This is a genomic window from Neobacillus sp. 204 (assembly GCF_046562815.1).
Classification (GTDB): Bacteria; Bacillota; Bacilli; order Bacillales; family Cytobacillaceae; genus Neobacillus.
Window position 1 is genome coordinate 481926 of sequence record NZ_JBJORY010000002.1, and the last position, 13607, is coordinate 495532.

The following is a 13607-nucleotide window of genomic DNA, read 5'->3' on the forward strand; positions in this document are numbered from 1 at the left end:
TTGTCTAGGGCAGGTTCAAACTTTTTTCCGTGAGAAACCTTTCAGCCAGGCGGGTTTCACTCTCTAACACGTTCCAAAGATTTACTAATCCCAAACTGTTTTTGATTTATAATTTCTTTGATTATCCTTAGAAAATGATAAAAAGTCAATAGAATATTTTAAATTTTACATAAAAAGTGGAGCGCCCATATAGCGGCACACCCACTTATGTGATTACTATCTTTAACAAAATACCTAGGGTAATTCCTAGAAACATCGAAGTTAGTGTTCCCAGTAAAAAATATTCTGCCCAGTCCCGGTCATCCATTTGTTTAAAGCGAGCAATGGATTTGGCAGCCACAATAAACCCAATCGCTGGGTATGCACTATAAAATGTTAACAATAATACTAACAATCTCTCAATATAGCCGATTAATTTCCCGCGTGAGAGATCATGTTTACTAAAAACAGTATAATTGTATTCTTCAATTAATCCTTTTTTACCCTTTTGTATAAACTCAGCTTCTTTTCGTTCATTTTTAAACGAATATTTTCCCTCAAAGGTTAATAGTTGATTCGGCAGGGAACCGAGGAGAATCTTGATCATATGCCCGCTTACAGTCGTTGCCAGGATAACAATGATAATGAAAAACAGAACTGAATCAATAAAGCTTAATCCCCCTTCACTTTGAAAAAAACCTTTGATTTCAAACTGAAAGCAGTACATACAGACTAACGTAATCATACCTAGATGCAGGACTTGGTCCAAAACAAAGTAACCTAGCCGCTTCATGTTTTCTTCGTTCGTCAGCTTCATTTTTTCAAGCAGCTTAATCTTCATCCAGTCCACGATTAGATGTGACAACACTATAACGATTAATGGGATAAACAGGTTTTTAAGAATATTTTCAAAATTATCCTCGAGGATCCAGAATCCGATTAAAACCAGTGCAGTCATGAATAAATGGTGAATGACATGTTTCCAAAAGTACTTGCGTTTTTCAACGACCATGTCATCTGTTTGTAAATAAAAATCAGCAATGAAGTGTGCCAGAACTAGACTGAAAAATAACATGGTTTCTCCTCTCTCTATTCTGGAATCTAAGAATTAAGTAATGTTTTCAAAATCGACTTCAAATGATTACGGATGCTCTTTGTTAGGTTCTCATTTGTATCTTGGGGATGGATTGTTCGTTTTGGATACGCTTTTACTTGTAATGAATGCAGTATACTAATAATTTTTGAAAAAGTATCTAGGATTTCTTCACTATTTCCCTTTTTAAAATGGCTCGATATCGTGGGAGCCGTTCTGCCAAGGAGAGTAGCAATCTCCTTTTGTTGTTTCAAAATAAGGAAGAGCGAACAGACGAGCTCCTGAATATCTGTTTGATTTTGAATAAATTTCAGCTGTAAATGTAATAATGCATTGATTAGTGTCTCAAATTCATTTCTGAATTGATGATAGGGTAATGATGGATTGCCATCACTTGGGTAGAACTGATCCAGCTCGAACTTAAAGAGCATTCTATTTTTTTCTTGTTTGATTAAATCATTCGCATATCTTGCTTGTTTGATTAAAGGATGGATCCATTTTTCAAGATCCACTTCCTTTAATTCCTTTTCAATATCACCAAAGGCCAAACCAAAATAAGGCATATGATCTTTGTATTTCCACACCCTGCTGACAAAAAAGGCAATCGTATAAGCGGTTGAATAGCCAGGACCCACAAAAATAATTTCATCACCCGCACGATGCTTTATTTGGATTGGACCAATATTCTTTGTCCAATAAGTAATCCAGTCGACTACTTCATCCAAATAAACGGTAAGTTCCTCTCCCATTTTTTCAGTGGAGGAATTGCTTACATCTAGAATAAAAATCGAAATAGGATCCTTCATTTTTTATCCCCTTCAACTAAAATTATTAGATTATATAATCTAATTTTATTTAAATTAGATTATTATGTCAAACTATCATCTAATTAGTCCATTTAGCAAAACTATCTCCTACAACTCTACCAAATACTACTTCCTATCTCGAACTGTCCGATAAAATACTCACATACCCTCTCCGAATCGAGTCTAGCCGCAATATAGGGTGGGTGGACACCTTTTGCCGCCTCTAATGGTAAACCAAGCCACAAAAGCTGCTCATCGATGATGATAAATGGAAAGGACATGTTGAGGTTTATTATTTGATTTGGTTGCAGTTGTTCCCATGCTTCCCCTGCCAATATCGTTAATTTTACAAACTGGCTCCTTTGTTGAAGGTAATTCTTCCATTGTTCAGATAGGATTGTTTGCTCGGGTAAAGAAAGAATGATGGATTTTTTAGCTGTTTCAATGTCCTGGAATACTTTCTCTAACTTACGTGCATGCATCCATTGTAATCTTGGGTGCTGATCCTTGATCCATTTTCCAATATCCTTTGTTCCGATTGTTTGCTGTTTACTAACCTGATGTTCCACCAGCTGTCGAAGGGTTTTACGATTATAGACATGTTTGCGAATAAAAGATTGATTGCTGACATGAATGAATTTTCCTTTCGTTCTGGTGATAGCGACATTGATCAATCGTTCACTATCCTTACCGGTTAAAAGCATTCCTGCCCTTGTCTGCGGTTCACTATCCACGGTATCAAAAACCATGACATCTCGCTCACTGCCTTGAAATCGATGCACGGTCGCAGCGATAATATCCGCCGCTGTAAGTTCTTTTTCATATAAATCCGTAAGTAGTAAATCCATTAAATTAGCTTGCGCGCGATATGGTGTCACATAACCAATCGATCGTGCCCCTGCTAGGTACGATTCATGAATTAATTGAAAAGACAATATCGCCTGCCAAATATTCATGCGTGAATTAGACGCCTTTTCTGTCATTCCATGTGCACCAGTGAAGCTTGTATCAAGCAGCACTGCTGCCTTACCTGGAAAGGGTGCACGATCGACAATTGTTTTTCTATTTTTTAAAACACTCTTATGATCACCGACAAGCGAATGATAGATATACTGATTCGTAAAAGCGGATATATCCGGATGCATTCTCCGTTGCTCTCTTAATAAAAAAAGATGGGGATGCAGCATCCCATCATTAACCCAATCGACAACACCGGCGCGATGGAAGATGTCCTCTTTTAACCACAAGGTAACTAATGGATCTCGAGAAGATGCAATCGGTGGTAATTGTTTAAAATCCCCGCAAATAATGACGCGCTTTCCGAGTGTCGCAGCGAAAGCAGCTTGAGGAACATAAGCCATACTGGCTTCATCAAGGATAACCAGATCAAATTCTTTTTCATAGATTGCCGCATCACCTGCAGCTTTGGCTAGTGTTGTCCCCACAATATACGCATCTTTGATAAATTCAAGTTCCTTTTGGCGGATTTTTTCAAGGACCCTGGCAATTTTGGTCTCTAGTTCTAGCAACTGATTTGTATCCCGTTTGCTAAAGGAGCGGGCAATATCTTGCTTTAGGTTCCGTCGTTCCTCTTGTAACAGTTCTTTCTCTTCTGCAAGCTGAGGATCATCTTTTTGAAGGAGTTGACTGGTGGTAACCGCTTCATGATTGGCGAGCGGCTCTCCCGTATTAAATCCATAGCGGAGCACATCCCCTTCACGGAAACGGTCTTTCTTTTTTATAAAGGTGGATATTTCATGAATGAGAACATCAACCGCTTGATTACTGTGGGATAATATCAGCACTTTCTTTTCCTGAAAATACTTATTAGCTGCTACGCGCGCCAAGGTATAGGTTTTCCCCGTTCCAGGCGGTCCCCAAACGAAGGTAACTGGGTTGTATTTGGAACGTAAAACAAGCTCATGAATATTGCTTTTACTTTTTTCAACCGGATGCTGCGCAGGCATGGATGGGTCCATCAACCTTTTGACTCTGATTCGCTTTTGCTTACTTTTTTTCATCTCATCGAGGCGTTCAATGAGCTGTTCGAGCAGTTCCCATGGGTCATGAAAAAGATGCGCTTCATGGATTAAATCTCCGAATGATTGTTCCATAGCGAGCATCACGCCTTTACCTTCTGAAGAAAGAACCCGTCCATTTTGTTTCATGCTTCCCCACTCGAGTCGAACCTGAGAACCGATGGGTACACGGATAGATGTAAAAGTATCGAAATAATATGTATAAGATCCTTCTGTGGATAATATCCTGCCATTGGAAACAAGAAATTTATTACTGCCATATTTTTTTAAATGGAGGATTTCATTTTGTAGAGCCCGCTGCCATTCTTTAATAAAATTTATCACTTTCATAAAAATAATCCCTTCTATATGCATATTATGTACATATCATTAATAAAAAAGGAGAATTGCGCTGATTCCAAACATTATACATTAATTATATATGGAGGGATATTTCTAATGAGTAAATTAGAGTTCCTAGAAATAAGCCGGAATTTTAAGAGTTATTATCGAACACTACGGGACATCCATTATTATCTGAGTAATGATTCTGAATTAAACCAGGAAGAATTACAAGCAGTTTCCAAGGTATTGAGTAAATTAATTTACGGATTTATTCGGATCAAAGGAACCTTTTTCCGAGAAATGGACCGCGAACAATTCGAGCAAGAATTTAATCTATTTCATCAGGATTTTCTAAATGTCATCCAAAACAGCGGTGAAAATAATGTGGATTTCGATCAATTTACTGCCCTAGTTGATGAACTAATTGGAATTGCATATAAGAGGACAAATACTCTTGGAAAAATTAAAAAAGTAAAACAAGTATGGTCATTCGATGATGACGAAATCGCTGAAATAACTGATGATGAATCTCAATCAGGTAATGAAGATGAGGACAATTTTACCTTTGATAAAGTGGTTGATGAGGTTGTCGTTGATGTAAGCGAGGTAAATGATGAAATAAAAGAGGTAGTCGTTGATGTGAACGAGGTAAATGATGAAATAAAAGAGGTAGTGCCGGAAGTTAAAACCATTAGTAATGAGGTTAAAACTTTTAGTACTAATCTTAAAACATTTGATTCTAATTTTAAAACTTTTAGTACGGATGTTAAAATTTTTAGTACTGATGTTGAAACTCTAAGTAATGAAGTTGAAGTTGTCCTAGATCAAATTACAAATGCTGAGGCCAAACAGCCAAAACCGGAGAATAAAGTTGTAGTTTCCGATGTGGCTAATAAGGTTGAAGAGGCGCCTAAAACGCCTAAAAAAGTGAAACATAATTTTGTTGATGCTGCTCCAATTGTTAATAAATATAATGATTATGAAAGTAGCGATAATTTCCGATTTAGACCTAGAAGGAAAAAAAACAGATAACATAACAAAAAATCGCCTGCCACGGCGATTTTTTGTTGAAATTAATTAAATAGACACGTCACCAATCGAGAAGGAGCAATTCAAGACATCAGATATCTTTGCTAACGTGGAAACCTGGACATCGAGTTCGCCCTCTTCAATCGCTGTTATCGTTCCAGCACTTAATCCTGAAAGAAAAGCTAGTTTTTCTATATCAATTTCACGATTTAATCTCATTTTTTTGAGTTGATGTCCAATATGGTTCATAGTAAGCCTCCTCATAATGTAAGCGATTTCATTTTGCTGATTTTAATATTAAACTATTTTAAATTTTACAATCCTTTAATAGTAGAGGAAAAAAGAAATCTGAGAATTCCATGCCGCGAAAATCGCAACATGAAATGCCCAAATTCCCACTAAATGATATCCTATTAATAACCAGTGCCTTGACCGCCGGTAATAATCGCAATACTAGAACTTGCACCGATTCTTGTTGCACCGGCTTGAATTAATTTTCGGGCTGTATCTAAATCTCTCACACAAGCAGAAGCTTTCACACCCATGTCTGGACCAACTGCTTCACGCATTAGTTTGATATCCTCAGCCGTGGCACAGCCAGGGCCAAACCCAGTTGAAGTTTTCACGAAGGTCGCACCAGCCATTTTTGCTAGAATACAGGCTTTTTTCTTTTCTTCGAATTCAAGAAGGCCCGTTTCAATAATGACTTTTACAGGTGCATGACCATTTGCCGCTAATACCACACCTTCAATGTCTTTTTTCACTGTCTCAAAGTCGCCAGTCTTAAGAGCACCAATGTTCATGACCATGTCGATTTCCGTTGCCCCGTTGGCAATGGCGTCACGAGTTTCCGCACTTTTCACAAATGTGCTAGTTGCACCAAGCGGAAAACCAACAACCGTGGTAATGCCTACTCCAGAACCTTTTAATTCCTTGGCAGCCGTTGCAACCCAATATGGATTCACACAAACAGTCGCAAACTTATGTTCTTTTGCTTCTTCACAAAGCTTTACAATTTGGTCTTTGGATGCTTCAGGCTTCAATAACGTATGGTCAATCATCCGCGCAACCGATGGCCCGGTAATAATATTAGATGATGATCCTTCTTTATAGGTCACGTTTCCAGAAGTTTGTGGCTTCACTTCGTTCAACATTTCTTTATTCGTTAATTGCTGCATAATTTGATTCGTAATTTGTTCTACCAATGCTTCCATTTGCATCGTGCTCACCTCACATTAATGTAATCGATCAACGATTCCGGCAATGACGGCATCAAAAGAACCGTTCGGGTCTTCTAAAATGTCTCTTGCCGATCCACCTTCTTCTAGGATCAGGACATAATCGCCAACCCCTGCAGAAAAACGATCGAAAGCAATCATGGCATCACCGCATTCATTACCTAAAGTATCCACAGGAATGACAACCATAAGCTTTTTATTTTGATGACTCGGTGTTTTGATCGTTGATACGACATTTCCAACCACTTTTGCTAGTTTCATTATTTTGCAACAGGAAGAATTTTCTCGATATCTGAGTGTGGTCTTGGAATAACGTGAACCGATAAGAATTCACCCACACGCTGGGCTGCATCCGCACCTGCTTCAGTTGCTGCCTTTACAGCCCCAACGTCACCGCGAACCATTACACAAACTAACCCACCGCCAACATTCACTTTCCCAAGTAATGTCACGTTTGCTGCTTTTGTCATGGCGTCCGCTGCTTCAATTGCCCCTACTAAACCTTTAGTTTCGATCATTCCTAATGCGTTGCTCATTTATATTTCCTCCATTCGATTAATCACATTATAGTAGTCGATAATCCCTAAGATTCCAGCATCTGAAGGAACCAAATCTTTATTAAGCGGTAAGGAAGATTCCCTGCTTTTTGCTAAGTAAACAAGATCTCCTTCTCCTGATTGTCCAATCGTATCTATAGCCACAAGTGGTTTACCTTTATGCTTCAATTGATCATCTACTGGTTGGACAATCAGCAGCTTTAAACCTATGAGATTCTCATTTTTATGAGTACAGACCATTTTTCCAATCACTTTGGCTACAAACATTTTTTAAACCTGCTTTCTATTCTATAAATCTCTGTATTAGACACTCCTATTTTTCTTTCAAAACTGTTTATCAGCGAATTGAACCTTTTATCAGCGGTAATTCACTTATATCAGCGATAAATCACTTTTATCAGCGATACTGAAGGTTTTATCAGCGAATCTATATTTCAGACCTAATTACGTCCTATAAAACGACTTTCGATTTCCATAATTTTCGTCACTCGACGATCATGTCGGCCGCCGGCAAATTCTGTTGCCAACCATGTTTTTACTAATTGCTTGGCAAGGCCTTCGCCAATAAATTGACCGCCGATCGATAATACGTTTGCATTATTATGTTCTTTACTGTTAATAACAGAGGACAGATCCCAACAGACGGCTCCACGTACACCTGGAATTTTATTCAATACCATCCCGCTTCCAATTCCGACACCATCAATCATAATACCAACATAGTTATCATTCGTTGCCACCGTCTCACCAACAAGAAAGGCGATATCGGGATAATCAACGGATTCATTTGCTTTACAGCCAAAATCTAAATATTCGTAACCTAATTCTGTTAAATAGGCTTTTAAGGTTTCTTTTAGTTCGTATCCACCATGGTCGCAACCGATCGCAACTTTTTTCATGAATTCTGTTCTCCTTTGGCAAATACATTGATAATTGCATCAAAGACTTTGGCGTCTAAGCTCGCACCACCAACCAGTACACCATCAATATCTGGCATCGCATGGTATTCAGCTGCATTGTTTTCATTAGCCGATCCACCATATAAAATTGAAACATTTTCTGCTTTTTGACCCAGTATTTGTTTTAAAACGGAACGAATGTATGCGTGTGTTTCTTGAGCAAGTTCAGCTGTTGCTGATTGTCCTGTTCCTATCGCCCATACCGGTTCATAAGCAAGAATAAATTGGCTTGAATCAATATCCGTCAACGCTCCAAAAAGTTGTTTGGATAAAACCTGTTCTGTTTGCATGGCGTTCTTTTGTCCTAATGTTTCGCCGATACAGATGATCGGGGTAAGCCCAGACTTGAGCGCCTGCTTAACCTTTTTGTTTACTAACTCGTCATCTTCAAAAGAATATTGTCTTCTTTCAGAGTGACCAATAATCACATATTCACAGCCAACATCCATCAACATCCTAGCTGATGTTTCTCCAGTGAACGCACCTTTGTCCGTCCAGTGAACATTTTGCCCACCCAGACCAATCGGCTTTCCCGATTGTTTAATAAATAAATGAGCTGGGTACAGCAGTTGGGCTGGCGGACATATAACAACTGACACGTCCTGGCTGCTGCTTATGTTTTGAAAAAATTCAGCGGTCTCATTAAGGGTTTTATTCATTTTCCAATTAGCAATCACATAGGTTTGCCGATCACTTTGGAGCTGAAGTTCTCCTAGAGTTTGACCAATAACATCTCTGACAAGATTTTTGATATAGCGTTCAATGGATTGTTCCATTTACATTCACCTTATTCTGCTTTCGGTAAAATACCTTCTACATCGCCGTTAGGACGTGGAATGACGTGTACAGATAGAAGAGTGCCTACACGCTGGGCTGCTTCCGCACCAGCTTCAGTAGCTGCTTTCACTGCGCCTACATCCCCACGGACCATAACAGTCACAATCCCTGCACCCACTAATTCTCTGCCAACTAATGCTACGTTTGCTGCTTTAACCATCGCATCTGCTGCTTCAATTGCACCTACTAAACCTTTTGTTTCAATCATCCCTAATGCTTCTTGACCCATTTTATTTCCTCCTCTAGTTCCCTCTAATTTTGGTTTTTCTTTATTTTTCAGTTGTTCTTCTTGTGAAGTGACTGTTTTTTCTTCTATTGCTTTCGCCATATCCCTAACACCTCACTATATGATTCTTAATCCATCTACTAAAACGCAGCGGCGCTGACGTGTAAATGTTTTCGCACTTGTTAACCCTTCTCCTGTCGGTCCGGCAATTGTCAGTGTGGTAAATCCTTCACTTTCAAAGCCTAACCCTGATACAGATGGACCATTTTTCACAAAAATGGTTGCTTGAATTTCTTGAGCCATCTTCGTTAGATTCGTAATATTTTGTGAGTGCATTATCGCGGTGTGTCGGTTTCCCTTCTCAGCGATCACAGCAAGTTCAATGGCCTGATCCACGTTAGAAACTCTGACGATGGGCAGAATTGGCATTAACATCTCGGTCATAACCAATGGGTGATCTTTGGTGGTTTCAGCGATAATTAACTTCACTTTTGGGCTCGCCTGAATGCCGGCTGCTTGCAAAATTACAGAAGCGTCTTTCCCGATGAAGTCTCTGTTTGGATAAAACTTATCGTTTTTCTTCACAAGTACTTTCTCAAGCAGCTTTTCGAATTGGAAACCTTTAAGCTCGATCGCACCGTTTTTAACCATTTCTGCTTTCAGGGCATTGGCTACCTTTTCAACCACGAACACTTCTTTTTCAGCCGTGCATAATACGTTGTTGTCAAAGCTGGCGCCCTTGACGATATCAGCTGCGGCTCTTGGTAAAATCGCCGTCTCATCAACTACAACTGGTGGATTTCCTGGACCAGCTGCAATGACCTTTTTACCAACAGCCATCGCTGCTTTTACAACAGGTCCGCCTCCAGTCACCACGAGCGCATTCACCTGCGGATGATTCATTACTTGAGCGGATGTTTCAAGATTTGGTGCCGCTACAGATGTAAGTGTGTTTTCGGGACCGCCAGCATCGACAATCGCTTGGTTTAGAAGTTGAAGCGTTTGAATTGAAACCCGTTTCGCACTTGGATGCGGATTGTAAACAACCGTATTTCCAGCTGCTAATAGAGATATCGAATTATTGATGACCGTCGCTGCCGGGTTTGTGGAAGGTGTGATGGAACCCAAAACGCCAATCGGGGCAAACTCAACCAGTGTCAACCCGTCATCACCTGAATAAGCGGTACTGACTAAATCTTCAATACCTGGTGTTTTATTCGTTGCCAAAAGAATTTTTGCAATTTTATCTTCCACTCTTCCTAAACCTGTTTCTTCGACTGCAAGTTGTGCTAACTCTTCGGCATGCACACGGGAAACAGCTCGCATATTCTCAATCATTTTTTCTCTGATGGATAGTGGGAGCTTGCGAAGCTTTTCCCAGGCCACTTTTGCTGCAGCGGCAGCTTCATCAACCGTCGAAAACACGCCATTGCCTAATTTGATATCCTTTTGTGCTGTGATTGTTTCAGCGTCGATTGCTGTTTGGTTCTGCCCTATTTGACTGAGAACCTGTTCAACCATTTTTTTGATATCGGTTTCATTTATTTGCAAGGTTAGTTACCTCCTTTATTAAAGGTTAAGGTCCCTTGGATTTCTATTTGATCAACAATCCCTACGATTGCTGCGTCAACGGGAACACCGTTTGTGATTTCTGTTTGTCTTGCCGAACTTCCACTGACAAGTAAAACCACTTCGCCCACTCCTGAGCCAACTGTATCAATTGCAACAAGCGGTTTCCCATCTTCCTCGATGCTTTTCATATCAAGCGGCTGAACAATCATGAGTTTTTTCCCTTTTAATTTCTCTGCTTTAGTGGTGGAAACAATCGAACCGACCACTTTACAAATGATCATACCGTCCCTCCTTTCGAGGAATCGAACGCTTTAATTTGAATCTTTAATTCTCTTGCCAAATCTTTTGCAGAAGGTGTAACCCGGCTTTTTTCAGGTACCTCAATTTCCCTGAGTCCTTCCTGAAAGGCTCTTTCTACATGTTTTGCTAGAATGAGAGACTGCTTATCATGGTATGCGGCATATTGTTCATCAACTGTTTTAACCAACTTGCTTAGCGGCACCCATTTGACCTGATCTGCCCGGATCCTCCTTATATAGGACTGGATCCGTTCCTGGACAGGATGCGGTGCATGGATTTGTTGATAGACATTTGGTTCAACACCGTTATTGGCGATTACAATCGGTTTACCAAGAAATTGATATTGAATAGCCACCCACACTGCTGTCTCATCATCCATCGTTAAGGCTAGTTTTGACAGCAAACTATACGATGCTTGTGGAATAACGAGAACGGATGATTGATCGATCAATTCTGTTAATTCCTGCTGTGACATATCTTCTATCAACACAGAAAAAAGCCCTTTCATTTTTTCTTGTATAGGGAGCCATTCTTTTGTAAAAAGCAACGTGACGTTATAAGTATCCAACAACGGAGTAACCGCTTCCAAAACTGCGGTTGGATTGGGAGATTGATAACCTAATAGAATAGCAATCGGAACATCCTTCTTCGGGACCATCTTCTCTTTTAAATAGGTTTCAACTGCCTGCTGGACAAGCATTTTAACCTGTGTTTTAACATCCACCAACATTATACCCCACCTACTTGGTTTGGATTTTGGTGGGCTATAATTTCACCTAATTGGCCATTTTTAATCCCAGCTGCATTGGCTTCATCCAGATCAATATGCATTTCAAGCTTGTATTTAGGTGAAACGCGGATTAAAACATTTGAGAAAATAACCCCGCGGACACCATCCGCTTTAACTTGAACAAGGTCTCCACCCTGGACACCAAATGATTCTCCATCACTTGTGTGCATATGAATGTGGCGGGCAGCGCAGATCAAACCTTCATGAATCGTAATTTGCCCCCGCGGCCCTTGAATAGTAATCGATTCTGAACCCTTGATATCCCCCGAGTTACGAATAGGAGGTTTGACACCTAAGGTAAAACCATCAAACAATGATACTTCTACCTGCGTGCTGCCCCTGGCAGGTCCAAGCACACGGACATTTTGAATTTTCCCTTTTGGACCGATAAGTGATACCGTTTCCTTAGCAGCATATTGGTTCGGCTGTGACAAGTCTTTTAACTTAGTAAGCTCATAGCCTCGACCAAACAGTCGTTCAACATGTTCAGGGGATAAATGAATATGACGATTAGATGCAGCAATCGGAACCATCTTAGATTTCTGAAGAGAATTTTTAACAATCTCTTCGACGATCTCTCGAATTTTGTCTTTATTCATTAAGGTGTTCACCCCCCAAATCGAGTAGTGCTTTGGCTGTATATTCATCGGTTATGAGGACATTGGCATGACGCCCCTTAAGAGCACCATATATTCCTTCAACTTTTGAATTTCCACCAGCAATGAGGATGCCGTAATCTTTTTCCGATAAATGTGAGAGTTCGATTCCTATCGTCCGATCGTTTAAGGATTGATGACTAATATTCCCATTGATGTCAATAAATCTGGAACATATATCGCCAACCGTATGATTTGCCCTTAGTATTTCAATGTCGCTGTCTAAAAAATATCCTGCATGCATGAGTGTAGATTGTTCACCAGGATCTCCAACAGTAAATATCGCAATATTCGCCTGTTTGCCTAATTCCAATATTTTCTTGACGTGCCGGTCTGCGATAATCGCCTGCTTGACGACAATGTGGTCAACGACCGCAGGTACCTGCAGGAAATGTGGAATCGTATGAAAGGCATTAGCAAGACCATTAATGATTTCTGAAGCATACGTATTTGATTCTGAATAACTCACCCCACCATTTAGTTGGACAATTGTTACATCCTTTACATTCTTAGGCTGAATTTGTTTCACTAGTTGATACAACGTTGTTCCCCAGGTAATCCCAATCGTATCGCCGCTTTGAACAATCTTATATAAATAATCTGCGGAAACCTCCCCCAGCTTCACCTTGATTAACTCATCCTTATATTCGGGAATAGATGCGACAATGCAATGCTTTAAGTGAAACTTTTCCTTTAATCGCAATGCCAATTCCTGAACATCTTCTGAGGGATCGCAAATTTTAATATGGACTATTCCTTCTTCCACAGCTTGGACTAGTAGCCTAGAGACGGTGGGGCGGGAAATACCTAATTTTTTCGCGATTTCCTGCTGACTGTAGTCTAATTGATAGTACATTTTAGCCACTTCCACCAGGCGCGAAATCCTTTCATCCGCCATAGTTTTATTCACCTAATTTTTAAAGTTATGAAACTCATTTTTCACAAAAAGTAAACGGTTACAACTTTTTGTAAAAACAGAATTTAGCATTTGTTCAATAAGTATTTTTGTGTAGTGAAATTATGTAAAGTCGAAATGAACATTTGCTAATATTATTATAACCGACGTAAAGCATCTGTCAATCATTCTTTCAAAAGATTTCGACATTTATTCACTTGATTCTTAGCACTATGAACTTATTGATCTTTACCCATGAAAAAAAAGAACCTATGTCATTTACAATTGTAAATAAATAGGTTCTTTT

At 39.6% G+C, this 13607-nt stretch carries 17 protein-coding genes; 1 reads left to right on the top strand and 16 read right to left on the bottom strand.

Features of this window, described 5'->3' with window-relative positions; all coding sequences use genetic code 11:
• Positions 1 to 205: 205 nt before the first annotated feature.
• From ACJ004_RS06445 to ACJ004_RS06455, 3 genes are all read right to left on the bottom strand, one after another.
• Positions 206 to 1054, bottom strand: coding sequence for a DUF3307 domain-containing protein (locus ACJ004_RS06445; RefSeq protein ID WP_410891913.1), 849 nt, complete (start codon positions 1052 to 1054; stop codon positions 206 to 208).
• Positions 1055 to 1080: 26 nt separating this feature from the next.
• Entirely contained in the window at positions 1081 to 1878 is a 798-nt protein-coding gene (locus tag ACJ004_RS06450) for a hypothetical protein (protein WP_410891915.1), read from the bottom strand.
• A gap of 116 nt (positions 1879 to 1994) precedes the next feature.
• On the bottom strand, positions 1995 to 4247 hold the full coding sequence (locus ACJ004_RS06455; protein WP_410891917.1) for an AAA domain-containing protein: 2253 nt from the start codon (positions 4245 to 4247) through the stop codon (positions 1995 to 1997).
• Positions 4248 to 4355: 108 nt separating this feature from the next.
• Here ACJ004_RS06455 and ACJ004_RS06460 point away from each other — a divergent pair, with 108 nt between their 5' ends.
• Positions 4356 to 5273, top strand: coding sequence for a hypothetical protein (locus tag ACJ004_RS06460; protein ID WP_410891919.1), 918 nt, complete (start codon positions 4356 to 4358; stop codon positions 5271 to 5273).
• A 45-nt stretch (positions 5274 to 5318) separates the two neighbouring features.
• Here ACJ004_RS06460 and ACJ004_RS06465 read toward each other — a convergent pair whose 3' ends face one another.
• From ACJ004_RS06465 to deoR, 13 genes are all read right to left on the bottom strand, one after another.
• Positions 5319 to 5519 carry a helix-turn-helix domain-containing protein gene (locus ACJ004_RS06465; RefSeq protein ID WP_410891920.1) on the bottom strand — a complete coding sequence of 67 codons (201 nt, stop codon included), beginning with the start codon at positions 5517 to 5519 and terminating at the stop codon, positions 5319 to 5321.
• A gap of 164 nt (positions 5520 to 5683) precedes the next feature.
• Positions 5684 to 6331, bottom strand: a complete 648-nt coding sequence (gene deoC / locus ACJ004_RS06470; RefSeq protein WP_410892136.1) for a deoxyribose-phosphate aldolase — start codon at positions 6329 to 6331, stop codon at positions 5684 to 5686.
• Positions 6332 to 6505: 174 nt separating this feature from the next.
• Complete coding sequence (locus ACJ004_RS06475) at positions 6506 to 6769, bottom strand: EutN/CcmL family microcompartment protein (protein WP_410891921.1); 264 nt, start codon at positions 6767 to 6769, stop codon at positions 6506 to 6508.
• Positions 6769 to 7044 carry a BMC domain-containing protein gene (locus ACJ004_RS06480; RefSeq protein WP_026567441.1) on the bottom strand — a complete coding sequence of 92 codons (276 nt, stop codon included), beginning with the start codon at positions 7042 to 7044 and terminating at the stop codon, positions 6769 to 6771. The genes ACJ004_RS06475 and ACJ004_RS06480 overlap by 1 nt, the downstream gene beginning before the upstream one ends.
• Positions 7045 to 7332 carry a EutN/CcmL family microcompartment protein gene (locus ACJ004_RS06485; RefSeq protein WP_410891922.1) on the bottom strand — a complete coding sequence of 96 codons (288 nt, stop codon included), beginning with the start codon at positions 7330 to 7332 and terminating at the stop codon, positions 7045 to 7047.
• A gap of 173 nt (positions 7333 to 7505) precedes the next feature.
• Positions 7506 to 7964, bottom strand: a complete 459-nt coding sequence (gene rpiB, locus ACJ004_RS06490; protein WP_410891924.1) for a ribose 5-phosphate isomerase B — start codon at positions 7962 to 7964, stop codon at positions 7506 to 7508.
• Positions 7961 to 8800, bottom strand: a complete 840-nt coding sequence (tpiA, locus tag ACJ004_RS06495) for a triose-phosphate isomerase (protein WP_410891926.1) — start codon at positions 8798 to 8800, stop codon at positions 7961 to 7963. Before tpiA ends, rpiB begins: the two co-directional genes overlap by 4 nt.
• 11 nt (positions 8801 to 8811) lie before the next feature.
• The gene (locus tag ACJ004_RS06500; protein WP_144548608.1) at positions 8812 to 9090 is read right to left on the bottom strand and encodes a BMC domain-containing protein; all 279 of its coding nucleotides are present in this window, start codon (positions 9088 to 9090) and stop codon (positions 8812 to 8814) included.
• Positions 9091 to 9204: 114 nt separating this feature from the next.
• A complete protein-coding gene (locus tag ACJ004_RS06505; RefSeq protein WP_410891927.1) occupies positions 9205 to 10638 on the bottom strand; it encodes an aldehyde dehydrogenase family protein in 1434 nt (477 codons plus the stop codon).
• A 2-nt stretch (positions 10639 to 10640) separates the two neighbouring features.
• Positions 10641 to 10940 (bottom strand): EutN/CcmL family microcompartment protein, encoded by a 300-nt coding sequence (locus ACJ004_RS06510; RefSeq protein WP_335500755.1) that lies wholly within the window; start codon positions 10938 to 10940, stop codon positions 10641 to 10643.
• A complete protein-coding gene (locus ACJ004_RS06515; protein WP_410891929.1) occupies positions 10937 to 11689 on the bottom strand; it encodes a hypothetical protein in 753 nt (250 codons plus the stop codon). Before ACJ004_RS06515 ends, ACJ004_RS06510 begins: the two co-directional genes overlap by 4 nt.
• Positions 11689 to 12348, bottom strand: coding sequence for a phosphate propanoyltransferase (gene pduL, locus ACJ004_RS06520; protein ID WP_410891931.1), 660 nt, complete (start codon positions 12346 to 12348; stop codon positions 11689 to 11691). Before pduL ends, ACJ004_RS06515 begins: the two co-directional genes overlap by 1 nt.
• Positions 12341 to 13303 carry a DNA-binding transcriptional repressor DeoR gene (gene deoR / locus ACJ004_RS06525; protein WP_410891932.1) on the bottom strand — a complete coding sequence of 321 codons (963 nt, stop codon included), beginning with the start codon at positions 13301 to 13303 and terminating at the stop codon, positions 12341 to 12343. The genes pduL and deoR overlap by 8 nt, the downstream gene beginning before the upstream one ends.
• Positions 13304 to 13607 lie beyond the last annotated feature (304 nt).